The organism is Alkalibacterium putridalgicola, from assembly GCF_900109825.1.
Lineage (GTDB): Bacteria > Bacillota > Bacilli > Lactobacillales > Carnobacteriaceae_A > Alkalibacterium > Alkalibacterium putridalgicola.
This window is the reverse complement of the sequence record NZ_FOBL01000022.1, coordinates 15,690-40,462: the sequence shown is the minus strand read 5'-3', so window position 1 is coordinate 40,462 and position 24,773 is coordinate 15,690. Positions and strand designations below refer to the sequence as shown.

The following is a 24,773-nucleotide window of genomic DNA, read 5'->3' as shown; positions in this document are numbered from 1 at the left end:
ATGCCAATGAGGAGCTCATTGGGCGTACTCCAGAAAAAGTAGCGTTGGGTAATGCCAATGAGGAGCTCATTAGACGTACTCACGGTTTATCGGATTTGAGCAGGGCCAATGAGGTTGTGATTGAGCGTGCTCAATCACTTTCTTAGTTGAGTTGTACTAATTAGTTTAATAGGTAATTGATAGAATCCTTGACCTTGACGTAACGTTAAGGTTTAAACTTAGAATATAAAGGAGGCGTGAGTGAATGTATACAGTGAAAGAGCTCGGAGACCTGACCGGGCTATCTTCCCGGACCCTCAGGTATTATGATTCGATAAACTTACTATCTCCAGCAGAATTAAGTGAATCTGGATATCGGTTATATGATAAAAGAAGTGTCGATCGGCTGCAGCAGATCCTTTTTTACAGAGAGAGGGGCTTGCCGCTTAAAGAAATCAAACGAATACTGGACGACCCGTCTTTTGATGAGATTAAAGCTTTGCAAAAACACAGAAGACAGCTCATTGAAGAACAGAAAAAACTCTCTCAGTTGATCAGCACTCTTGAAAAAACACTGATTGAAAAGAAAGGAACGATCACTATGTCAGATAAAGAAAAGTTTGAAGGTTTCAAAAAAGTGATGGTCGATGAAAACAGCAGAATATATGGAGAAGAAGTGGAAGCTGCATATGGTTCAGAAAAACTGAATAAAGCAAACAAACAGATCTTAAAAATGTCAGAAAAAGACTTTGATAAGTGGAAAATTTTGGAGAAGTACATTATTTCAACGCTAAAAAATCTGCTTGAAAGAGATGTTATATCTGATGAAGAAAAATCGACCCTTGGCGGAATGCACCGCGAATGGCTCAGTTTTACTTGGGATACGTATTCTACAGCTATGCATGAAGGACTAGTCGAGATGTATCTGGCAGATGATCGGTTCAAGGCTTACTACGATGACCGAGCAGGAAACGGTGCAGCTGAAGTCCTTGTGAACGCAGTGAAAGTGTATACAAAAGAATTACATGAGAATCAGCCAAAATAAAACAAGTTTAAACCGGGAAATCTTCACTTTTCAGCTTATATTTGCTATAATAGAAATATAGTAATAGATTTGTAGAAATGAATAATTTTGACTAATTCTGTTATAATATTATTGAGATGAGAAGATGGGGTGTAGGTATGGATAGAGAGTTGACCCAAAAAGAGATTTTAGAGAAAGACTTTAAATCTAAAATGCGCGGGTATGATCCAACTGAAGTGGATGAATTTCTTGATGTCGTGATCAGAGACTACGACAATTTCCAGAAAGAAATCGAACAGCTTAAAGCTGAGAATGACCGGCTGCTTGACAAGGTCGATGAACAAGCTAAACAATTGAGCACGCAAAGCTCAAGTTCTAACCAGACAAATTCAACAGTATCCAACTTTGATATTCTAAAACGACTATCTAACCTTGAACGTCATGTTTTCGGATCAAAATTAGATAACGACTAATACAACTGAATAGTGTACATCACGGATGATCGCGCAGTTTTTATAGAACTGTGAGGAAAGTCCATGCTCACACAGGCTGCGATGCCTGTAGTGTTCGTGCGCAGCGAAACAATAAGCTGCGGCTCCCAGTAATGGGATGACGGCAGGAAAAAGAGCTACGGGTATATACCTATGCTCGAGTACCCTTGAAAGTGCCACAGTGACGAAGCAGACGTGGAAACGCGTCTGGTGGAACGCGGTAAACCCCTCGAGTGAGCAACCCAAACTTTGGTCGGGGCACTTTTCTCCTGGAATTGAACAGAGAGAAGAGGCAGGGCATTATGCTCGTGCAGACAGATGATCATCTCGGATAGGACTTCACCGTCTTATCTAGACAGAACATGGCTTACAGTGATGTACATAGTGGCGAAATCCTCTCTTTTTTAGGGAGGATTTCTTTACGTAAAGAGATGGATAAGGCATACTAGAAGAATAAGAGAGGTGGCAGATAGATGACTTATAAATTACTCGCTACAGCCGCAAGCGGCATTGAGGCGCTTGTTGGAGATGAACTGAAAAATTTAGGCTATGAAGTCCAAGTTGAAAACGGACGCGCTCGCTTTGAAGGCGGCAAAGAAGATATCGCCAAAGCCAATTTGTGGCTCCGAACAGCCGACCGAGTGAAGATCATCGTTGGTGAATTCGAAGCAAAAACGTTTGATGATTTGTTTGAACAGACAAAAGCACTACCCTGGGACGATTACCTGTCCATGGATGCAGCTTTCCCAGTCAGCGGCAAGTCGATCAAGTCGACCTTGTACAGCGTTCCGGATGTTCAGCGTATCGTGAACAAGGCGATCGCCGAAAAAATCAAGGATGTCTACCACAGAAGAGGCATGCTGCCGGAAACGGGCGCCAAATTCCCGATCGAAGTGGCTATCAGAAAAGACAAGGTCATGCTGACAATCGACACGACCGGACCAAGTTTATTCAAGCGCGGCTACCGTATCGATAAAGGTGGCGCACCGATCAAGGAAAATATGGCGGCAGCACTCATCATGCTCACGACCTGGCGCAAAGACCGTCCGTTCGTTGATCCGACCTGTGGTTCCGGAACGATCCCGATCGAAGCGGCGCTGATCGGACACAACATCGCTCCTGGCTTCAACCGCTCCTTCCTATGTGAAGAGTGGGACTGGATGCCGAAAGAATTATGGCAGAAAGTGCGTCAGGACGCTGAAGATCAGGCAGATTATGATGTGGAACTCGATATCCTGGGAACAGACATCGACGGTCACATGATCGAGATCGCTAAAGCGAATGCGATGGAAGCAGGCCTTACACATAGTATCGAATTCAAACAGATGCAGGTGGCTGACTTTACAACTGACAAAGAGTTCGGTATCATCGTTTCCAACCCGCCATACGGTGAACGTCTCGGTGACCCGGAAGAAGCCTATCAGATCTACCGCGACATGGGTAAAGCCTTCAGACCGCTTGAAACATGGAGCAAGTACATCATTACAAGTGACCTGGACTTTGAAGAGCATTACGGACAAAGAGCCACTAAAAAACGCAAGCTCTATAACGGTTATCTCCGTACGGATTACTTCCAGTACTGGGGCAAACGTCCGTCTAGAAAATAATAAACTGATTTATCCCCCCAAAAACAGCTAGAGAAAATATTCTTCTATTTTGGGGGCTTTTCTTGTGGAGATTTATATTTTGAAAACATGTCAAGACAGTTGATCATAGCCCTGAATGTATTGTATCATGATTTTTTATTACTTAATGTGGTCGACTGATATATGATATTAGTTGAAAGGGGATTATATGAGTAGAAAAGAGAACAAAAAAAAGAAAAAGCAAGAAAGGCAAAAGCAGGAATACGCAAGTATGACTGAGAAAGAGCGCCTACTTGAGTCAGAACGTCAGTTAGCTAAAAAACTAAGAAAAGAAGAAGTAAACGCACGTAAAGAAGCCATAAATAACCGTGAACGTTTTAAAGGGTTACAGATAAGACCAACGGTGTCGTTGTTTGATGAAAAGGGAAGGGAAAAGGTTGGAGAACGTAACTGGGAGGGTTACGGGTTTGATATCCATCCACAGGTCACGATTCCAGCTACCATTATTTTGACTCTATTTATTGCGGCAACATTGACGTTCCCTGTTGAAGCCAATAATTTATTTGACAGTTTGTTGACTGTTATTACTAATTATGCAGGCTGGTTTATGATTTTTGCGGCCAACATCTTTATAATAGCTGCTGTTTATTTTGCATTTGGGCGGTATGGTTCGATAGTGATCGGAGGAAAGGAAGCTAAACCAGAGTTTTCCCGGTTTGCCTGGTATGCCATGCTGTTAAGTGCGGGAATGGGGATTGGACTGCTGTTCTGGAGTGTGGCAGAACCTATTTCACACTTAGGGAATCCTTCCCCGATGTTTAATTTGATAGAACCGAATTCCCCACAGGCTGCTCAGGCAGCCATGGCAACAACCTTTTTCCACTGGGGTATTCATCCCTGGTCGATTTATGCGATCGTTGGATTAGGACTGGCCTTTTTTTCTTATAACAAAGGACTGCCTTTGACTATACGTTCGCTGTTTTATCCATTGATCGGGAATAAGATATTCGGTTTCTGGGGCAATGCGATCGATATTTTATCTGTCCTGGCTACATTGACCGGCCTTGCTACCTCATTAGGTTTAGGTGTGGCACAAGTGAATGCAGGCTTGAATTACCTCTTTGGATTCAGTATTAGTGTCACTACTCAAGTCATACTGATTGCCGTGATTACAGCTTTTGCTACGATCTCAGTAGTTATGGGACTTGACGGCGGAGTAAAACGGTTAAGTGAAATCAATATGATTCTTGCAGGTGTTTTCTTAGTGTTTGTTCTTGTAGCAGGACCAACTATATATATTTTAAGCGGGTTCACTCAGAATATAGGCTATTATATCTCTAACTTCATGGAGATGAGTATGTGGGCGGAAACCTTTAGAGATACTTCTTGGCAGGGAGGCTGGACGATATTCTATTGGGCCTGGTGGATTTCCTGGTCACCGTTTGTCGGTATGTTCATAGCCCGTATATCAAAAGGACGTTCCGTGAGAGAGTTTATTATCGGTGTCATCATCATTCCGACTGCTATTTCTTTCCTGTTTATGAGTGTGTTCGGTGGAACAGCTATTTTCCAGCAGTTGAATGGCATAGGGAATCTCAGTACGATTGTCGATCTCGATGAATCACTAGCCTTGTTTGCATTGGTTGAGAATCTGCCATTCTCCAACTTATTATCGTTGATAGGTGTTATTCTCGTTATCGTCTTCTTTGTAACCTCGTCTGACTCAGGATCATTGGTGGTCGATCATTTAACTTCTGGTGGGAAATTGGATTCCCCAGTACCTCAGCGTGTGTTCTGGGCTGTAATGGAAGGTGTCGTGGCAGCAACTTTACTGATCGGTGGCGGACTGACTGCTTTGCAGACTGCTTCGATCGTCACAGGTTTGCCGTTTACGATTATCCTGCTCGTCATGGTCTATTCTCTATATCTAGGATTGAGGCAGGAATTCCTGATCGAACGAGCGGTCAAACAAAAACTACAGCGCGTAAGAGATGACCATATCATTACAGAAGTTATCCAAACAAGAGTGGATGATGATGTATTGATAGATAATGTCGTTGAAGTCTTGGCTAAAAAAGAGAACGATGAAATCGAAGAGTTTGAAGAGATTGCAGAGATCGAAGAAATAAGCGATGAAGATAAACCCGATTCATAAAACTTTCATTGAGGCATGAGTTTTAAAAGAAATGACTGGATAATGGGTGACCGATATAAATAGTTCCAGGATCAACCAGCTAAGTGTCATGGCTGATCCTGGAACTATTTTAAAACTCTTATGAAATCTCTCTACACAGATAGAGTCCCCTTGACTGTTATTAGAGAAAACTACTGTGCGTGTCAATTATTATACTAACTGGGAGAAAGCATCCACCACTACCTCAAGAAAATAGTAAAAGGAGTGACCGTCTTGGCGGGAATGGTGATAGTTCAATTTGATGTGTTAAACTAAGATAAACGCAGATAATTAATTGAAAAGAGATGAAAATGAAAAAGAGAAAATTAATTCTTATCGTTGTGATTATAGCTGCTTTGTTTTTTGTCGGTGGAGGCATGTATGCCACGCAAGAGGACACAGAGCTGCGAATAAAATTAAATACAAATAAGACTGTACCTCAAGGCGAGGAAATGGATATACTCATTGCCTCAGATATTCATTATCTTTCACCGGATTTAATGGAAGAAGGGCTGCTGGAAAAGGTCTTGCTCGAAACTGGTGATGGGAAGATAACGCATTATAGCGAGGAAATCATGGATGCCTTTATCGAAGAAGTATTAGAAAGACAACCGGATCTTCTGGTCTTGAGCGGTGATTTGACTTTTGATGGTGAAAAAGAAAGCCATATAGCTCTAGAAGAGAAGTTGAGTGTACTGAAAGATAATGACATAGAGGTGAGCGTGATTCCCGGGAATCACGATATCAATGCATATAATGCCCGTGGTTTTTCAGAAGATTCGACGTATAAAGTAGACTCAGTTTCTGCTGAAGAATTTGAAGAGGTCTATTCCGAACTTGGATATGAAACAGCCGTCAGTCAGGATCCAAGTTCTTTAAGTTATGTAACTGAGCTCTCTGAAGATGCATGGGTCATCATGCTGGATTCCAATAAATACGCCTTTCATAATCAACAGCGCAAGTCGATCTCATCTGGTCAGATCAAAGAAGGAACGCTGGAGTGGCTCGCATTTGTTTTAGAGGAAAGTAAAAAACGAGGTATTCAGCCGCTTGTGGTCAATCACCATAATTTTTTGAATCACCATCGAAGCACCAATAATAGTTTTACTTTAGATAACAGTGAAGAAGTGGTCGAGCTTTTAAATCGCTATCAGGTGAACTTAACCTTTTCGGGTCATATTCATTTACAGGATATCGCTAATGAAGGGGACTTTTATGATATTGCTTCCGGTTCTTTGAGTGTGTATCCGCACTATTTTGGTGAAGTGACCGTTAATCCCTCTAAAAATAATCTAACGTATGGAACATCACGACTAAACCTAGGTGAGACATTGACCGACTATTCTAAAGATTTCTTTAATGACGTTTCTCGGAAGAAAGTCTTCAGTCATCTGCTTTATTTTGAACTTGATGACTCGGTCACAGAGAGGATGACGGATACGTTTGTTCAGTTCAACCATGCTTATTTTACAGGTACCATTGATGAAGCGTATGATTCTATAAAAGCCAGCACAGGATTCAGTCACTGGGAAAGGATTTCCGGAACAAGATACAAAGATTACATCCTGCAGGGGCTAGAAGAAAACAGACATAACAGCCGAAATTTAGAAAAGTCTTTTATTAGTGATAACTAAAAATAGTTAAGCAGTCTGGTTTCTCAAAAAAAGCAGAAAAGACGCAAGGCATTCCTATAGCAGAATGCCTTGCGTCTTTTACTTGTTTTAGATTGCCTATTTTATTTTTAATCTCGAGCAGGCAGGTCTTCGATCGAATCGATATCTTCCATATAAGCGGGAACAACAAAACCGACAACGGTACCATTCAGGTTAGGGCCTAAGTCGACAATGTTTTCACCGTATGTTTCCATAAATGCACCTTGAGCAGTCGGGAGCCACGCGCCTACGGTTGCATCCACTTCGCCCTGATTCAAGGCCTGATAAAGAACAGCGGGGTCAAGGTTCGTGATCTTGACATCGTAGCCTATTTCTTCAAGGACACGAGCCATAACATTGGAAGATGATCGTTCAGTGTCCCATGGAATAGAGCCTAATTCAAACGACTCGCCATCGACTTTATCGATGCCTTCTGTCCATTCATCAACCAATTCGCGATTGTCTTCGACCCATTCAGCGGTTACTTCTTCAAAGTCTCTTTCCAAAGCTTCAAGCATGATTGCCTGCATGTGTTCTGGTTCCCATTCAAATCGGCTAAGTACTTCAAAGGCTTCAGGCATCTCTTCTTCGAGACCTGTACGTGTTAATGTATAGATGCCCTCAGCATCGCCAAAGACATTCTTCGGATCATCCAGTATCTTCAAGTCGTATTGTTCAAACTTGTAATGAGGTGTCCAGCCTGCCACAACGATAGGTTCTTCATTATTGATCGCCTGCTCTAGTTCTGTCAGCATGCCGGCAGTCGAACTCTCCTGAATTTCCCAGCCTTCTAGATTGTCATATTCTTCAAGTGTCTGACGAGCGATTTGAGACATCCCTGCGCCAGGTTCTATGCCAGTGATCGTATACTCCATAGCTTCTCCGACATTTTCTTCCTGAGAAGCCTCGCTGTCGCTGTCTCCACATCCTGTCAGCAGTAAAGGTGCAGCAAGCAGTACCGCAGTTTTTGATAACGTAATCTTTTTCATTTTATTTCCTCCTAAGATTAATAAAATCACAACTTATCCATCATAACATAGATAGTTGCAACTGACAAATTTCCTTCTGTGATATAAAATCCTTTGAATACTATAAATAAAAAATGAAGAGGGGGGACATTTATGCTCAGTCTAAAATGTTTACCGATGCAAAGTCTGGAGTTTAAATTTTTCATTTTTTATTCTACTTGGTATAGGAAGGACAAAAGGTTAAACGAGTTGTTGTATTATAAAAGGTTCAGGAGTGGCTTAATAATGAGCAGAAAGACAGATAGGGGAAAATATTTAGTAATCAGCTTTCCATCTGCAAGTAAGTATGCGTTCATATTATTGAATGTATTACACAACCATTTGTTTGTTTCCACGTATTATTTTTGGAAGTCATAGAACTCATTTCTTCAATGCGTTCAGATTGTATATCGAGAAAACAGATGGGTAGATACAAGGGACTGGGTGAGAGTAAGAACCGGTATAAACTGCCCTAGATTAGAGCATTGATTAATGAAAGATTTGATCTATTTTAGTTGTGATCAACAATTATCTGTTGATTACTTTAGGTTGGATGTTTTGTATCCACCTGTACCTTTTCCGGAAAAGGAAGAGCAGCGCCGGTTATACCTCGCCTGTTTCTTACAGCTAACGTAGCAATGGGAGACGTACTGGATCAGTATATGTACGAAAGAATAGGGAGGATCCAGAGCGAGTTCTGGGTATGCTTCAAGAGATATGCCAAACGAGTAAGCCTGAAAAAATCTTGGTACGTCAAGACTCGATGGAATGGGTCATTGAAGATCTCTATGATAAAGTCAGCATCGAACTTGTGGTGAAAAGAAGATTTATATGCTGTTGATGAAGTAATGTATGAACTGATGAGTATGAATGATCCTCTCTAACACATTTGAATCAAAATAGAAAAAGAGCTTGAAAAGACTTATCATTCAGTCCTTTCAAGCTCTTTTGTTAGTTGAACAGAAAAATCTTTATTTAGTCAGGTTTACCTTCATTTTTTACAGTACGAGCGCACCGATGATCCCGAAAATCATGATAGGGATATTATAGTGCATAAAGGTAGGAACGCACGTATCCCAGATGTGATCGTGCTGGCCATCGACATTCAAACCGGCCGTTGGTCCAAGCGTACTGTCAGAAGCAGGAGAGCCGGCATCGCCTAATGCAGCAGCTGAACCAATGAGTAAAACAGTTGCCATCGGGCTGAAGCCCAGTTCCAAAGCTAACGGAACATATATGGCCGCGATGATAGGGATGGTACCAAAAGAAGTTCCGATCCCCATGGTGATCAAAAGGCCGAGGGTGATCATTCCTGTGGCAGCGATGAACTGATTGCCCGCAAACGAACCGCTGACGGATTCAACGAGGGGTTCGATACCGCCGGTTGCCCGGATGACATCACCGTAACCTGAAGCAACGAGCATGACAAAGGCGATGAAGCCCATCATGCTGATCCCGCTGTGGATCATATCGTCCAGACTGTACCACTTGATGGCTCCACCGGCCAGCATGATCAGCAGACCAAGGATAGCTCCCAGCACTAACGAACCGATGGTCAGTTGAACAATGAGTGCAGACAAGGCACCGGCAACCGCAAAGGCGTGATCTCGGTTGAAAGTCACTTCTGCCCATTCGTGATCCTTAAAGCCGAACTTGAAACCAGTTTTTTCACTATCCTGATAGTCGCGTGGCTTGCGGTAAGTAACTAGGATAGCGATCAAAAGGCCTGTTACCATGGCCAAGCCAGGTATCCACATGACATGCCAGACTTCTGCATCACCGAGGTCTAAACCACTGAGTGCCATTTCATCCCGGATGATGTTATGGAAGATCAGGCCGTATCCTACAGGCAGAGCGACATAGGGCGCTTTGAGTCCGAACGTCAAAGCTGAAGCAACAGCACGTCTGTCTATCCGTAGTTTATTCATGACCATGATAAGGGGAGGGATCAGTATGGGGATAAAGGCGATGTGTACAGGGATCAGGTTTTGAGAAAAGATACTGATAAAAGCGATAAGGAAGACCAAAGACTTGCCTGTTCCTTTCATGCTTTTTGATAATTTTTGAGTGATGATGGTTGCCGCTCCGGTTTTTTCAATAGCCGCAGCCAGCGCACCGAGTAAAATATAATTCAGGGCTGTTTCAGCATTTCCGCCCATACCGCCAAGCAGAGTTTCCATCGTTTCGATCAGAGGCATGCCCGCAGCCAGTCCACCAGTCAATGCGGCTATAATGAGAGCCAGCAGGACATTGAGTTTAAATAGAGATAATATCACCATGACTATAACTGATATTAAAACAGGATTTAGTAGCATAGAATCACTTCTTTCAAAATTTTATTAAGTAAGCGTACCATACATTAGCTGTTCTGGCGATATAAAATCAGCAATTTATCACTAAAAAAGAAAGCAGACCCTCCTGTAAGATCAGGGGTGGCGTATAAACAAAAAAAGAGTATGAACGATTCAACCCGTCCATACTCTTTTTAGTTTAAATTTCTTCCTGTAAAACCAGGCTTGTATCGTTCATCATCGATTCATCAAATTGTTTGATGGTTTTCGATGAAATGATACCTGCAACGATACTGTCGTTGACATTTAAGAAGGTTCTAGCCATGTCGATGATCGGTTCAACCGAGATGACAAGTCCAACGATCGATATCGGAAGACCAAGTGAACCTAAAACGATCAGGGCAGCAAAGGTCGCACCGCCACCGACACCGGCAACACCAAACGAACTGATGGCTACCACAGCCATGATCGTCAGGATATACATGGGATTGGTGATGTCGATGCCCATTGTTGGAGCAATGATCGCTACAAGCGTTGCGGGGAAGATACCGGCACAGCCATTTTGACCGATCGATAAACCGAATGTTCCCGCAAAGTTGGCTGAGGCATAATCGACACCCAATACTTTTGTTTGAGTTTCAATATTTAACGGCAGTGTTCCAGCGCTTGAACGTGAAGTGAAAGCAAAACTGAGAACGGGCCAAACTTTTTTAACATACGTGACTGGATTGACTTTGAATCCGGCTAATATGAGTAAGTGAATGATAAACATGACAGCAATGGCAACGTAAGAGGCGACAACGAACAGCCCCAGATTCAAAAGTGCCTGGAAATTGCTGGTCGCAATGGCTTTGGTCATCAAAGCGAAAATTCCATAAGGGGACAAGCGCAGTACTAAGGTAACGATACGCATGACGATAGCGTATAAGCTGTCAATGATCGATTTGAATGTTTCGGCCTGTTCAGGCTCTTTTCGTTTGATACCGAGATAAGCCGTACCGACAAAAGCTGAGAAAACAACCACAGCAATGGTACTCGTGCTTCTTGCATTAGATAAATCGGCAAAAACGTTACGTGGGATAAAGTTAGTGATTTGTTCCGGAATAGACAGATCTTCAACGGCCGTCTGACTTTCCTGGAGCTGTTCGATACGCGCCGTTTCCTGCTCGCCTTGAACGAATTCTGCACCATCCAGATTGAAAGCCATCACACTCAATATACCGATCAGTGCAGCAACAGCTGTCGTCGCAATCAACGTGATCAGTACGGATGAACTGATTTTCCCTAAATCTTTACTTCCTTGTATCTTAGTGAATGCACCGATGATCGAAACAAAGATCAAAGGCATGATCAGCATCTGCAGGAAGCCTACATAGCCATTCCCTACGATATTGATCCATTCCATCGCACCACTCGTGATGCTGCTCTCTGTTCCAAATAAGACCTGAAGAGCACCACCAAATAAAATACCTGCGCCCAGACCGACAAATACACGTGTCGAAAACTTAACATGTTTCTGCTGAAGTTTCCATAAGCCGAACAATGTCAGCACAAAGGCGACTAAAACACCAACTATTCCTAAAATAGTCATAAAAAATCTCTCCTTTAATGTTCTTTTCCGAAGAAAAGAGATGGGTCATAGGGTTAAAGGCCCTAGATAAAGATTTTTTCCGAAATCAGTATCCGTTCCGTATACTCTTGTAAACAGGGAACGTGACTAATCTATAATAACTAGCGCACAACTGAATTGCAACCAATATTAAAAAATAAAAATATTTAAACCTTATATATGAAGAAAAGTTCATTACCTGCCTCTTTGAAATCGCTAGGAAAATTCATTATAAATCTAGGGAATGGTGTGTTATGATAGAAAAGCTGCATCAATTCTTACATTATAAAAGGAGAAGATTTTAAATGGATTGGATCAATCTTGTTGTTGAAATGGCGATGCCTGTCGTACTGGCCATCGTCACACTTTTAGTAGGGCTTGCCGTGATAAAAGTCCTAGTGAATATCATAAGCAAGCAGATTTACAAGTCGAAGCTGGATGAAAGCCTGAAACCTTTCATCATGTCGGTCATCAGCATCGGATTGAAACTGCTGCTTGTGGTCAGTGTCGTTGGCATTTTAGGTATCCCGACAGCCTCATTCGTAGCGATACTGGGTTCTTTTGGTCTTGCTTTAGGCTTGGCTTTCCAGGGATCCTTGTCGAACCTGGCCGGGGGCGTACTGCTTTTGACCATGCGTCCGTTCAAAGTGGGAGATTATATAGAAGGAGCCGGATACAGCGGTACGGTCAAAGCGATTCAAATCTTGTATACGGAATTAGTGACGCCGGATAATAAAATGATATACGTACCGAACGGCAACATGTCTAATTCAGGCATCGTCAATTATTCTGTTCATGACACACGTCGCGTCGACTTCACGTTCGGCGTAGGCTATGAAGCTGACAACCAGCATGTCCTCGATACACTGAAGCAGATCGTACTGAAGCACCCGAAAGTCCTGCTGGATCCAGAACCCTTTGTCCGCCTTTCCGGTCATGGAGACAGCGCCGTAGAGTATACGGTCAGAGCCTGGACCAAAGCGGACGATTACTGGGACGTTCATTTCGACCTGCTTGAAGAAGTGAAAACGACCTTTGATAAGGAAAGCATCTCGATCCCTTATCCGCAGATGGCTATTCATACCGTAAATGATTAAAAGGTCACTCTGACCATGCTTGTTGAAAACACGACCCGGATCCGGGTCGTGTTTTTTTTGAATATATATCCAGTGATTGTCTATAATTGAAAAGCTAAAAAGGACGTTGACGTTTAAAAGTATGACTGCATAAAAGAATATATTTTATGGATGTCGTTCATTTACTCGTTTACAGTCCAGTTGTCCTGGGCGGTTTTCAGCTTGTTCAAAATAGGGGAATAGTTTACTTGAAAGTGCAAAGCAGAGTATAGTAGAATATTTCTTTAAACATCTTTCATGTTTTTGATGAACCGGGTGTATAAAGAACAAAAGGTATTCGGTCTTTTGAGATTGAGTGATATAATAGAAGAGATAGAAAAAGAAAACTGGAGGACGGTTATGTATAAAGTGGGTTTTGATACAGAGAAGTATCTGAAGGAACAGTCTGCGTATATTTTAGAACGCGTAGAAAATAGTGAGAAATTGTATCTGGAATTTGGCGGTAAGCTGATCGGGGACAAACACGCCAAACGGGTCCTGCCGGGTTTTGATGAAGATGCAAAAATGAAACTGCTGGCTACGCTGAAAGATAAAGCAGAGATCATTATCTGCGTTTATGCCGGAGATATCGAAAGAAACAAGGTCCGCGGAGACTACGGGATCACTTATGACCGGGATGTTTTACGCTTGATCGATGAATATAGAGCCTACGGTATCCCTGTAAACAGTGTGCTCATTACACGTTATCAGGAACAGCCGAACGTAAAAATATTCATGTCCAAACTCGAACGCAGCGGGATCGATGTACATACGCATCGCGCTATCGACGGCTATCCAACCAACGTGGAGGCCATCGTCGGTGAAGAAGGCTTTGCCAAAAACACCTATATCGAAACGACAAAACCACTTGTGGTCGTGACGGCCCCCGGAGCTGGAAGCGGGAAACTGGCGACCTGTCTGAATCAGCTTTATCATGAATATGCTCACGGACACAAGGCTAGTTACGCAAAATTTGAAACCTTCCCTGTCTGGAACATGCCGATCAAACACCCAGTCAATATTGCCTATGAAGCAGCTACAGTGGATCTGAAGGATGTCAACATGATGGATAACTACCACTTTGAAGCTTATGGCGAAGTGGCCGTTAATTATAACCGGGATATTGAAATGTTCCCTGTTATCAAACGGATCATTGAAAAAATCACCGGCAAGCCATCCGTCTACAAGTCACCAACGGATATGGGGGTCAACCGGATCAAATCTGGTATCATAGATGAAGCAGTTGTCGTTAAAGCAGCGAATGAAGAAATCATCAGACGGGCCTTTTCAGTAGAAAATGATTATAAAAAAGGACTGGCAGATGAAGACACTTTGCGCCGGATACAGCTGATCCTTGAGGAATCGGATCTGAAAAAAGAACACCGGGGTCCTGTAAGGATCGCACGAAACTATGCAAAAAAACTGCAGGAAAGAAATGAAGATGCTAACCTTCAGGCTGTCATAGCGATAGAGCTGAACAACGGGGACATCATTACCGGACGCACCACCACGCTTATGGATGCTTCCGCTGCAGCAGTCGTCAATGGCCTGAAAGTCCTGGCTAACATTTCGGATGAAATCGATTTGCTGGCTCCAATGATCCTTGAGACGATCCAGCGTCTGAAAACGGACGAACTGAACAGTAAAGTCCCGACGCTGTCAGCGAACGAACTGCTCATCGCTCTGGCGATCAGTGCGGTAACGAATCCGACAGCTCAGCTGGCTTACAATCAGTTAGCTAAACTGAAAGATACCCAGGCCCATTCGACCGTCATCATGAACCATGAAAATGAACAGACGCTAAAAATGCTCGGGATAGATATTACAAACGATCCTGTTTATCCAACTGAAAATTTGTTTTATAACTAATCTCTGTTGATAATAAAAGCTGAAAAGCAAAAATGGAAAGAGAGTGATTCGATGTCAAACACACGTATTGGTATAGTGGGTTACGGTAACTTGGGTAAAGGGGTCGAAGCGGGGCTAAAGCAGTCATCAGATTTGGAGTTGGCCGGTATTTTTTCCCGGCGTCAGCCCGAACAGCTGGAAACGACTTCTCCCGCTTATCACATGGATGATCTTTTGGGATTTAAAGACAGCATCGACGTACTGATTCTTTGCGGAGGTTCACAAAAAGATATTCCCGTTCAGGGGCCTGAACTGGCAAAGACGTTCAACACAGTCGATACGTATGATAATCACAATGAAATTCCTGTACATTTTGCAAAACTTGACCAAGTCGCAAGAGAAAACGACACGGTCGCTGTTATTTCAACCGGATGGGATCCAGGTCTGTTCTCCCTGAATCGACTGATCGCAGAATCCATTTTACCTAAAGGTGAGACGTATACGTTTTGGGGTCCTGGACTCAGTCAAGGTCACAGCGATGCGGTCAGACGTGTAGCGGGTGTCAAGAATGCCGTCCAGTACACGGTTCCTAAAGAAGAACTGGTGGACGCAGTCAAAGACAAGCAGTCTATCGAGTATAATAAATTGGATGCCCATAAACGCATGGTCTATCTTGTATTGGAAGAGGATGCTGACGAAAGTAAAGTCAGAGAGACGATCAAGACGATGCCTGACTATTTTGAAGGCTATGAAACGGAGATCCATGTCATCGATCAGGAAACCTTTGACAAAGAGCATGCCGGAATGCCTCACGGGGGAACGGTGATGAGACAAGGGAAGACGACCGATGACCATACAGCAATCTACCAGTTCGGACTGGATCTGGATTCCAACCCTGAATTTACAGCAGCCGTGGCGATCGCCTATGCCCGTGCAGCCGGAAAACTGGCACGTGAAAAACAATACGGGGCCAAAACGGTATTCGATATCGCACCCGGCTACCTTTCACCGAAAAGTGGCGCACAGTTAAGAAAAGAATTACTTTAAAAAGAAAAAACAGAAAGTGAGATCTAAACTCACTTTCTGTTTTTTCTTTGTTTAGCCAATGCCTGTTTGGCTAAATTATCTGCCCCTTTATTTTCTTTTTCAGGAATCCATTTCACTTCATAGAAGGACAATTTTTCCAATGACGCGATGATTTCATCAAAGATTTCTTTATAGGTGCTGCTCTTCATATGATTTTTTCTGATTGCTTGGGCAACGAGCTGACTATCTGTATGGAAAATGGTCCACTCTTTTAAGCGGTCCTGTTCGATCGGCCAGTTCACAGCGTGGTGGAAAGCCATGAGCTCTGCCAGATGATTATCTTCTGTAGAGGAGAGAGGAATGGAAAGCTGTTCATACACCCCTTCACCGACGATGACAAGCCCGGCACCGGCTAAATGCTCTTTGGGCGAAACTGCTGCATCACTGTAGATTCTTAACATTTTAAACACTCCATCATATAAAATAGAAAAAAGTCAGTCTCATAGGAGAACTGACTTTAACCGTTCTTAACTATTTTCGTTAACTGCTTCGACGACATTCACATTCGTAGCTTGAGGACCACGAGACCCGTCTACGATATCAAATTCTACTGACTGGCCTTCATTTAATGCTTTATAGCCGTCCATGTTGATACCAGTAAAATGAACGAAAACATCATCTTCTTCGTTGTATTCGATGAAACCATAACCTTTTTGGTTATTAAACCACTTAACAGTCCCTTTAGTCATCGTTTTCCCCCTAATGATTCCTTAAGTTTAGTCGTCTACAACCTTCAGTATAAAGGATACCGTTTTCATAGTCAACGATTGATAGGATTCAAAGTTTAAGTGAAAAAGGGTCCTTTGGTATGCTAAAATAAGAAGGACTCTAATGTTAAGGAGAAAGTGATAATGAAAGAATGGAAAATCGAACACCTGACACATTCATATGGAATAAAAAAATTATTTGATGACGTATCCTTTTCGATTCAGGAAAATCAGAGAATCGGGCTGATCGGAGTGAATGGAACCGGGAAAACAACCTTTTTACGTATCGTTGCCGGCGTCCTGAAACCGGACGAAGGTGAAAAGACTCACCCTGGAGATTACGAAATCAGCTACTTGAGTCAGAAAAATGAACTGGATACTGACAAGAGTATTTTCGATGTGGTCTTTGACGGCGATTCACCCATGATCAGAGCTGCAAGAAATTATGAAGAAGTACTGAAAAAATTTAGTAATGACCCAACCAATCCAAAGTTTCAGCAGATGTTTACGGAAGCAGAGAAACGAATGAATCAGGAAGATGCCTGGAATGTCAATGCACGCGCGAAAGCCATTCTTAATAAACTGGGTCTGGAAGACACGGATAAGCGTGTGAGCGATCTATCCGGCGGTCAGCAGAAACGGGCCGCCTTGGCTCAAGTCCTTGTTCAGGAACCCGACCTATTGATCCTTGATGAACCAACCAACCATTTAGATTTTCAGATGATCGAATGGCTGGAAGGGTATCTGTCAAGTTACCGCGGGTCCCTCCTGATGGTCACCCATGACCGATATTTTCTGGATAGAGTGTCTAATGAAATCGTGGAACTGGATAACGGGAAGCTGGAACAATACCCTGGGAACTACCAGCAGTATATTCAGTTGAAAGCAGAAAAAGAAGCCACCGAACAGCGGATCGCTCACAAGCAGAAACAGCTTTACAAGCAGGAACTGGCCTGGATGCGCGAAGGAGTCAGGGCACGAGGGACAAAACAGGAGGCACGCAAGCAGCGCTTCTCTGAGCTTGAAGGACAGGTGAAAGGACATGAGGAGAAGGCAGAGCTTGAACTCCAGCTTTCCGGTACCCGTTTAGGAAAAAAAGTCCTGGAACTGGAAGCGGCGGAGAAACAGCTTGATGATACAGTGATCCTCGATGATTTTGAGCTGCTTATCCAGCAGACAGATCGCATCGGGATCACTGGGACGAATGGGTCTGGAAAGACTACTTTTTTAAATATCCTTGCCGGAGAAGAAGCGTTGGACAATGGTGTGCTGATCATGGGAGAAACGGTCAAGATCGGTTACTACAAGCAGATCAATGAGGAGTTTGATGAAGACAAGCGGGTGATCACTTATTTAAGAGAGATCGCAGAAGAAGTCAAGTTGTCAGACGGTTCCTCGATAAGTGTGTCTCAATTGCTTGAACGCTTTCTCTTTAAACGTTCCATGCATGGATCGCCCATCAATAAATTGTCGGGGGGCGAGAAACGCCGTCTGTATCTGCTGAAGATCCTCATGCAGCAGCCAAATGTTCTACTCTTGGATGAGCCGACGAATGATCTGGATGTCCAGACCTTGACGATTTTAGAAGAATTTATCGGTCAGTTCAGCGGTGCTGTGATCGCGGTTTCCCATGACAGATATTTCTTGGATAAAATCGCCAGCAAACTGCTCATTTTTAAAGGAGAAGGAAAGATCGAAGAATCCTATGCTTCATTGACTGAATATCTGGAGCAGAACGATCTGACTAAAAAAGAAAAACAGTCCAAGCTACAATCGAACACAGTGAGTTCTGGGAACGATCGAAGAGAAAAGAAAGAAAAAACATCACTGACCTATATGGAAAAGAAAGAATGGGAAACGATCGAGTCAGAGATCGAAGCACTGGAGTCAGAACTCGAAGATGTGCAATCTGAGATAGAACTGGTCGTCACGGATCATGTCAAGTTGAACGAACTGACGGAAAAACAAACGGAACTCAGTCATCAGCTGGAAGAGAAGTACAGCCGCTGGGAATATCTGGCACAGTATGTATAAGGAGTGAAGCAAAATGGAAAAAGAATATCTGGATTTAGCTAGACGCATATTAGAAGAAGGAACAGAACGACAGGACAGAACAGGAACGGGGACAAAGTCGGTCTTTGGTCATCAGATGCGTTTTGATCTGCAGAAAGGTTTCCCGCTTTTAACGACGAAGCGGGTCTATTTTAAACTCATCAAGAGTGAACTTTTATGGTTTTTAAAAGGAGATACCAATATTCGTTTCCTGCTTGAGAATAATAATCATATCTGGGACGAGTGGGCTTTTGAGAAATATGTCAAGAGTCCCGACTACAAAGGGCCTGATATGACCGACTTTGGGCTGCGATCTCAAAAAGATCCTGAGTTTAAAGAAGAGTACAAGAAGCAGATGGCACTATTCAGAGAGAGTGTCCTGAACGATGATGCCTTTGCTGAACAGTATGGTTCTTTAGGGAATGTTTACGGAGCCCAGTGGCGGGCATGGCAGAAAAAAGACGGTGGTGTGATCGATCAGATCAAGAATGTCATTGAATCCATCAAAACCAATCCACAGTCCAGACGTCATATCGTCTCCGCCTGGAACCCGGAAGAAGTACCCACAATGGCGTTGCCGCCATGCCATACATTATTCCAGTTCTATGTAGAAGGAAATAAATTGAGCTGTCAGCTGTATCAGCGCAGCGGGGATGTCTTTTTGGGCGTACCGTTCAACATTGCGAGCTATGCACTGCTGACTCATCTTGTCGCTCAGGAGACAGGGCTGGAAGTCGGAGAATTTGTGCATACATTAGGAGATGCGCATTTATACATGAACCACATGGACCAGATCCATGAACAGCTATCAAGAGAACCTAAAGCTTTCCCAACGATCAAATTAAACAAAGAGAAAAGTATTTTTGATTTTGAGATGGATGACATAGAAGTGCTGGATTACCATCCGCACAAAGCCATAAAAGCACCAATAGCTGTCTGAAAAAGGTGTTGTTGACATACGCAACTATATAGTTGCGTGTTACAAATTATGAAAGAGGTGCTGATATGATAACGTTTGTCTGGGCAGAAGATAAAAATGGACTGATTGGAAAAAATGGCGAGCTTCCCTGGCATTTGCCGGCTGACATGCAGTTTTTTAAAGAAGTGACGTTAACTGGTGACGTCGTGATGGGAAGGAAAACGCTGGAGAGTATTCCTAAACCGCCTCTGAAAAAAAGAGAAAATTTTGTGCTGACATCGAACCCTTCATTCGAGCTGGAAGGTATCCATGTCTGTCATTCCAAAGAAGAGATCCTGGAGAAAACCAAGGATTCAGAAAAGCCCCTGCATGTAATCGGCGGTGTTTCCCTGTTTGAACTTTTTAAAGACGATGTGGATATGCTATATCGTACGGTGATCCATGAGTCGTTCGAAGGAGATACCTATATGCCTGCAATCGACTATTCACAGTTCGAATTGATTGAGGAAAAAGAGGGAACTGTTGATGTAAAAAATAAACATGCCCATACTTTTCAGATTTTCAAGAGAAATTAAAAAGGCAGATAAACACTGATCATCAGTGTTTATCTGCCTTTAATTTACTTTTAAGTGTAGAGATAAATGGAGAAGAACATGCAGATAGTTCCGGACATGACAAACAAATGCCAGACGACATGCATAAATTTAATATGCTTTAAACGGTAAAAGAGAGCACCTACCGTGAACGAGAGTCCACCGGCGAGCAGCCACAAGAAGCCGCTTGTTCCGAGCCCCTGATACAGGTAATGCATGAAGAACAAGGATATCCAGCCCATTGCAATGTACAGCCAGAGAGACAGCCCCTGAAATTTCTTGAACCAGATCGTTTTATATAAAACGCCCAGAAAAGCGATCGTCCATATGAGTGTCGTTAAGAACACACCTAGCTTATCACCTATAGTGATCAGTGTGTAAGGTGTATACGTTCCGGCGATAAGCAGGAAGATACTGCTGTGGTCGATGATGCGAAACACATATCTGGCACGGGTAAAAGTGAAACTGTGGTAAAGCGTGCTGGACAAGTAAAGAAGTATGAGTGTGACTCCATATACGGTATAAGAGGTTACTTCTAAAACTCCGCCCATTTCGAGTCCTTTTTGCACAAGAAAGATCAAAGCAATGATACTCAAAATCACTCCGATGCCATGTGTCACGGCGTTTAAGACTTCATTTGTGATTTGATATTTTCTTGAAAATGAGGATGATTCGGTTTGGTTTGACATGATTACCTCCTTAAAACGGTTACTTTCTGTACGAATAGTTGAAATTTTGTTATACTACTTAAGAAAGACTATCGTTTTTTCTGATTTTTATTTATTATAACACAGATAAAATGTTAACACATAAATTAAAATCAAGTAGAAATGTGCAGTTATAAAGGAGGGTATGCGATTTGGCGGATACGCGTGGAAATCGAACAGCAGGACAACATGGATCTGGCTGGAAATGGGCATTCATCATACTGCTGTTGGTCAATATCGGCATTTTGATATGGCTTGCTGTGCAGCTGAATATCCTTTCAGACAATGAAACGATCCAGACCGATACAGAAGAAATCGCTGTGTCGGATGAGGCGATGGACTTTGAGTTAGTCACAGACAAAACTCAAGTCGAACGAGTCGCTAATTTGTATCTGCAGGAAGAGTTAGATGAACGGTTTAACGGTTACACGGTTACTGTTGATGAGCTGGTCGAGATGGAAGGGGCACTGAATGTGTTTGGCTTTGATGTCGATTTCGGTTTGTACATGGAACCTTTAGTCATGGATAATGGTAACCTGCAGTTGCGTGCGCAGCGTATCCAGCTTGGGGCGTTTGACCTGCCGATCGACATCGCGCTGAATATTTTAGATCAGCAGCTGGAACTACCGGAATGGATCCGCATAAACAGCGATGACGCGTTTGTCCTTGTTGCATTTAATGAATTCAGTCTGAAAAATGATATGCAGCTGCGGATGAAAAAAATCGATCTAGAAGCGGATGATATCAGACTGGATATTATTTTGCCTGAAGAAGCTATAAAATGATATAATAGTTTTGTTTCGTATCTTTATATTTAGAGAGGATTTTTTGATTGGAAAAGGCATTATTTGCAGGCGGATGTTTCTGGTGCATGGTCCAGCCTTTTGAAACGATGAAAGGAATAAGTAAAGTTGTTTCGGGCTATACTGGCGGACACGTTTTGAATCCGACGTATGAACAAGTCAAGGCACAGGAAACCGGTCATACCGAAGCGGTGATGGTCCATTACGATGAAGAGGAGCTTTCTTACGAAGACCTCCTGACGATCTACTGGCAGCAGACGGATCCGACAGACGCCATGGGTCAGTTCATGGATCGCGGCGAGAGTTATCGTCCGGTCATCTTCTATTTTAATGAAGCACAGAGAGTCAAGGCTGAAGCTTCTAGAACTCAGCTTCAGACATCGAACGATTACGATAAACCTATTGTGACCACAATAGAAAAAGCCGGGCCTTTTTATCCGGCTGAAGAAGAACACCAGCAGTTTTACAAAAAAAATCCGGCTGCTTATGCACGTGAACAAGAACAGCGGAGACAATGGGCAGAATCACATCCTCAGGAGGTCTGTGAATGAGACGCTCATTTTACCACTATGTCAAGACGTTAAGAGATCCGTATAAAAAAGACGACATCACACGTTTTGCGAATGCGGTCGATCATGACGGCACATTTCCCAAGCAGTCAACTGATTATAATGAACTTTCCGATTATCTGGAAATGAATGGGGATTACGTCGTCTCAATGGAAGTCTTTGACAAAGTTTATCAAATGTATAAAGATAATAATAAATAAAAAAATATTTTTAAAGGAGAATGTCAAATGAGTGTACACATAGAAGCAAAAAAAGGTGAAATCGCAAAAACGGTCTTGATGCCGGGGGATCCTCTTCGAGCTAAATATATCGCTGAAACATTTTTAGAAGATGTCAAGCAGTACAATACCGTTAGAAATGCCTTCGGTTATACAGGAACTTACAAAGGGACTGAAATATCCGTTCAAGGAACAGGTATGGGAATCCCGTCACTGATGATCTATGGTGAAGAATTGATCCAGGAATATGGTGTAGAGAATCTTATTCGTGTTGGTTCAGCCGGGGCACTGAAAAAAGAAGTGAAGATCCGCGACGTCGTTCTCGCTCAAGCAGCAACGACCGATTCAAGTATCCACCGTCACATTTTTAAGAACCAGGTGGATTTTGCACCGATCGCAGACTTTGACTTGCTGAGACATTCCTACGATATCGGTATGGAAAAAGAAATGAACATTCGTGTCGGGAATGTTTTGAGTGCAGACCGCTTTTATAATGAAGAGCTGGACAAGCAGAAACTGGCTGATTACGGCATCATGGCTGTAGAAATGGAAGCTGCAGGTCTTTACTCCCTGGCTGCCAAGCACAATAAGAGAGCTTTGGCATTGTTGACGATCAGTGATCATATCCTGACCGGAGAAGAAACGACTTCCGAAGAGAGACAGACGACCTTTAACGATATGATGATCATTGCACTCGAAGCAGCATTAAGAATGGAAGACAACAAGTAAATTTAAGAGAAGAGGGCTTTCATGCAGCACGAACCGGAGAATAAAGAGACGAAAAAAGTCAGTTTGACTGTATATATAGCATCCTTACTGATCGTACTTCTGGTTGCGGTTTTAGGAACAGTCCTGGCCCTGAATGTCACTGGAGATTCAGACGATCAGGCCGACCTTCAAAACGAAACGGAAGAAGCAGATTCTTTACTGGGAACAGAATCAGAGGACCTGGCAGATGAGGTGGATTTTGAACCTTTGAGAGAAGTCTACTCGATTTTAATGACCCAGTATCTGGAAGAAGTAGATTCGGATACCTTGATCGAAGGAGCGCTTCAAGGAATGGCTGAAGCTGTGGAAGATCCTTATACGACGTATCTTGATGAAGTGGAAGCCACTTCAATGAACGAAGATATTGAAGGTTCTTTTGAAGGTATCGGTGCTGAAGTGATGAAAGAAGGCGAATACGTACGTATCATCTCACCAATATCTGGATCGCCTGCTGAAGAAGCCGGCTTACTGCCCAACGATCTGATTGATGAGGTGAACGGTGAATCCGTAGCTGAACTGTCGATCAATGAAGCGGTCGCTTTGATCCGTGGCCCTCAAGGGACAGAAGTAGAATTGTCGATCATCAGAGGAGACAATGAATTTACTGTTAACATCATCAGAGATTCCATCCCGCTCGAGTCAGTGGTATATGAAATAGACGCAGATAATCCGACGATCGGTTATGTGCACATCACGAATTTCAATCGACCGACCTACGAGGAACTGGTAGACGCGATCGAGGCCCTTCAGGCAGAAGGCGCTGAAGAATTTATTTTTGATGTGAGAGGAAATCCGGGCGGACTGCTCGATTCTGCTCTGCAGCTTTCTAACATTTTTGTTGAAAACGGCGAACCACTGATGCAGTCTCAAGGTAGAGGTGAAGAACCTTATGTCTATACGGCGTCGGATGAACTCGGAGAATTTAAATTGGATCAGGAAAGTGTCCTGCTGATCAACGGCGGCAGCGCCAGTGCTTCTGAGATCCTTGCCGGAGCAATGAGTCAGTCGGCTGATATCCCACTGATCGGAACGACCACTTTCGGCAAAGGGACCATACAGAATGTCCTGGATATTACCGGTGACGGTGAAATCAAGTTCACAGCCGGAAAATGGCTGACAGCTGATGGGACATGGATCAATGAAGAAGGCATCGCTCCGGATATGGAAGTTGAAATGCCTGACTATATCAACCTTATGCTCGTGAATTCAGAAGAAACGTATGAAACGGGTGATGTATCCGAAGAAGTGTATAATCTGGAACAGATCCTGGATGTCCTTGATTATGATGTGGGGTCAGTCGACTTCACTTATGATGAAGAAACGGTAGAAGCTGTGGAATCTTTCCAGGCTGAAAATGAACTGGATCAGGATGGCATCGTGACCGGTGATACCGCACGTACGCTCGTCGAGAGACTGCGTGAACTGATAGAAGCAAATGATGCACAGTACGATGCGGCAGTCGATTATTTATTGGAAAATTAAGAAGGAAGAGAAAGAAAATATCGCGTGTCTTCTGATGCCCGATCATTTTCTTTCTCTATCTTTTTTAAATATGTATAAGAGAGAGTAGGTCATT

Annotated in this window: 22 protein-coding genes and 1 other RNA gene; 17 read left to right on the top strand and 6 right to left on the bottom strand. The window is 43.1% G+C overall.

Features of this window, described 5'->3' with window-relative positions:
- Nucleotides 1-244 precede the first annotated feature (244 nt).
- The 6 genes from BMX84_RS08230 (at nt 245) to BMX84_RS08205 (ending at nt 6,887) form a co-directional block, all read left to right on the top strand.
- A complete protein-coding gene (locus BMX84_RS08230; RefSeq protein ID WP_091488779.1) occupies nt 245-1,024 on the top strand; it encodes a MerR family transcriptional regulator in 780 nt (259 codons plus the stop codon).
- Nucleotides 1,025-1,161: 137 nt separating this feature from the next.
- Entirely contained in the window at nt 1,162-1,476 is a 315-nt protein-coding gene (gene gpsB / locus BMX84_RS08225) for a cell division regulator GpsB (protein ID WP_091488777.1), read from the top strand.
- Nucleotides 1,477-1,493: 17 nt separating this feature from the next.
- Nucleotides 1,494-1,869, top strand: an RNA gene (gene rnpB, locus BMX84_RS08220) — RNase P RNA component class B.
- 98 nt (nt 1,870-1,967) lie between these two features.
- Entirely contained in the window at nt 1,968-3,101 is a 1,134-nt protein-coding gene (locus BMX84_RS08215; RefSeq protein ID WP_091488775.1) for a THUMP domain-containing class I SAM-dependent RNA methyltransferase, read from the top strand.
- A gap of 250 nt (nt 3,102-3,351) precedes the next feature.
- The gene (locus BMX84_RS08210) at nt 3,352-5,235 is read left to right on the top strand and encodes a BCCT family transporter (RefSeq protein ID WP_091488780.1); all 1,884 of its coding nucleotides are present in this window, start codon (nt 3,352-3,354) and stop codon (nt 5,233-5,235) included.
- Between the two features lie 329 nt (nt 5,236-5,564).
- Entirely contained in the window at nt 5,565-6,887 is a 1,323-nt protein-coding gene (locus BMX84_RS08205; RefSeq protein WP_177165514.1) for a metallophosphoesterase, read from the top strand.
- Between the two features lie 107 nt (nt 6,888-6,994).
- Here BMX84_RS08205 and BMX84_RS08200 read toward each other — a convergent pair whose 3' ends face one another.
- The 3 genes from BMX84_RS08200 to BMX84_RS08185 form a co-directional block, all read right to left on the bottom strand.
- The gene (locus BMX84_RS08200) at nt 6,995-7,894 is read right to left on the bottom strand and encodes a glycine betaine ABC transporter substrate-binding protein (protein WP_091488772.1); all 900 of its coding nucleotides are present in this window, start codon (nt 7,892-7,894) and stop codon (nt 6,995-6,997) included.
- Nucleotides 7,895-8,910: 1,016 nt separating this feature from the next.
- Complete coding sequence (locus BMX84_RS08190; RefSeq protein WP_091488769.1) at nt 8,911-10,227, bottom strand: Na+/H+ antiporter family protein; 1,317 nt, start codon at nt 10,225-10,227, stop codon at nt 8,911-8,913.
- Between the two features lie 175 nt (nt 10,228-10,402).
- Nucleotides 10,403-11,794 (bottom strand): L-cystine transporter, encoded by a 1,392-nt coding sequence (locus BMX84_RS08185; RefSeq protein WP_091488767.1) that lies wholly within the window; start codon nt 11,792-11,794, stop codon nt 10,403-10,405.
- 323 nt (nt 11,795-12,117) lie between these two features.
- Here BMX84_RS08185 and BMX84_RS08180 point away from each other — a divergent pair, with 323 nt between their 5' ends.
- From BMX84_RS08180 to BMX84_RS08170, 3 genes are all read left to right on the top strand, one after another.
- Nucleotides 12,118-12,909: a mechanosensitive ion channel family protein gene (locus BMX84_RS08180; protein WP_091488766.1), complete on the top strand. Its 792-nt coding sequence runs from the start codon at nt 12,118-12,120 to the stop codon at nt 12,907-12,909.
- Between the two features lie 378 nt (nt 12,910-13,287).
- A complete protein-coding gene (locus tag BMX84_RS08175) occupies nt 13,288-14,796 on the top strand; it encodes a DUF1846 domain-containing protein (protein ID WP_091488764.1) in 1,509 nt (502 codons plus the stop codon).
- Nucleotides 14,797-14,847: 51 nt separating this feature from the next.
- Entirely contained in the window at nt 14,848-15,822 is a 975-nt protein-coding gene (locus BMX84_RS08170; protein WP_091488763.1) for a diaminopimelate dehydrogenase, read from the top strand.
- Between the two features lie 29 nt (nt 15,823-15,851).
- On the opposite strand, the gene BMX84_RS08165 is transcribed toward BMX84_RS08170, so the two are convergent.
- Both BMX84_RS08165 and BMX84_RS08160 read right to left on the bottom strand, forming a co-directional pair.
- Nucleotides 15,852-16,262 carry a ribonuclease HI family protein gene (locus BMX84_RS08165; protein WP_091488761.1) on the bottom strand — a complete coding sequence of 137 codons (411 nt, stop codon included), beginning with the start codon at nt 16,260-16,262 and terminating at the stop codon, nt 15,852-15,854.
- Nucleotides 16,263-16,328: 66 nt separating this feature from the next.
- The gene (locus BMX84_RS08160; protein WP_091488760.1) at nt 16,329-16,550 is read right to left on the bottom strand and encodes a cold-shock protein; all 222 of its coding nucleotides are present in this window, start codon (nt 16,548-16,550) and stop codon (nt 16,329-16,331) included.
- A gap of 162 nt (nt 16,551-16,712) precedes the next feature.
- On the opposite strand from BMX84_RS08160, the gene BMX84_RS08155 reads away from it, so the two are divergent.
- From BMX84_RS08155 to BMX84_RS08145, 3 genes are all read left to right on the top strand, one after another.
- On the top strand, nt 16,713-18,602 hold the full coding sequence (locus BMX84_RS08155) for an ABC-F family ATP-binding cassette domain-containing protein (protein ID WP_091488758.1): 1,890 nt from the start codon (nt 16,713-16,715) through the stop codon (nt 18,600-18,602).
- A 13-nt stretch (nt 18,603-18,615) separates the two neighbouring features.
- A complete protein-coding gene (locus BMX84_RS08150; RefSeq protein ID WP_091488757.1) occupies nt 18,616-19,560 on the top strand; it encodes a thymidylate synthase in 945 nt (314 codons plus the stop codon).
- A gap of 65 nt (nt 19,561-19,625) precedes the next feature.
- The gene (locus BMX84_RS08145; protein WP_091488755.1) at nt 19,626-20,114 is read left to right on the top strand and encodes a dihydrofolate reductase; all 489 of its coding nucleotides are present in this window, start codon (nt 19,626-19,628) and stop codon (nt 20,112-20,114) included.
- A 50-nt stretch (nt 20,115-20,164) separates the two neighbouring features.
- Here the strand turns inward: BMX84_RS08145 and trhA are convergent, their stop codons facing one another.
- Entirely contained in the window at nt 20,165-20,821 is a 657-nt protein-coding gene (gene trhA, locus BMX84_RS08140; protein ID WP_091488754.1) for a PAQR family membrane homeostasis protein TrhA, read from the bottom strand.
- A 170-nt stretch (nt 20,822-20,991) separates the two neighbouring features.
- Here trhA and BMX84_RS08135 point away from each other — a divergent pair, with 170 nt between their 5' ends.
- Genes BMX84_RS08135 through BMX84_RS08115 form a run of 5 tightly spaced genes read left to right on the top strand, consistent with a single transcriptional unit; the run spans nt 20,992 to nt 24,679 of the window.
- Nucleotides 20,992-21,624 (top strand): YpmS family protein, encoded by a 633-nt coding sequence (locus tag BMX84_RS08135; protein ID WP_091488752.1) that lies wholly within the window; start codon nt 20,992-20,994, stop codon nt 21,622-21,624.
- Between the two features lie 47 nt (nt 21,625-21,671).
- Nucleotides 21,672-22,193, top strand: a complete 522-nt coding sequence (gene msrA, locus BMX84_RS08130; RefSeq protein ID WP_091488750.1) for a peptide-methionine (S)-S-oxide reductase MsrA — start codon at nt 21,672-21,674, stop codon at nt 22,191-22,193.
- A complete protein-coding gene (locus BMX84_RS08125) occupies nt 22,190-22,411 on the top strand; it encodes a YozE family protein (protein ID WP_091488748.1) in 222 nt (73 codons plus the stop codon). Before msrA ends, BMX84_RS08125 begins: the two co-directional genes overlap by 4 nt.
- Nucleotides 22,412-22,438: 27 nt before the next feature.
- Nucleotides 22,439-23,158 carry a purine-nucleoside phosphorylase gene (deoD, locus tag BMX84_RS08120; protein WP_091488746.1) on the top strand — a complete coding sequence of 240 codons (720 nt, stop codon included), beginning with the start codon at nt 22,439-22,441 and terminating at the stop codon, nt 23,156-23,158.
- A gap of 21 nt (nt 23,159-23,179) precedes the next feature.
- Entirely contained in the window at nt 23,180-24,679 is a 1,500-nt protein-coding gene (locus tag BMX84_RS08115) for a S41 family peptidase (RefSeq protein WP_091488744.1), read from the top strand.
- Nucleotides 24,680-24,773: the final 94 nt, after the last annotated feature.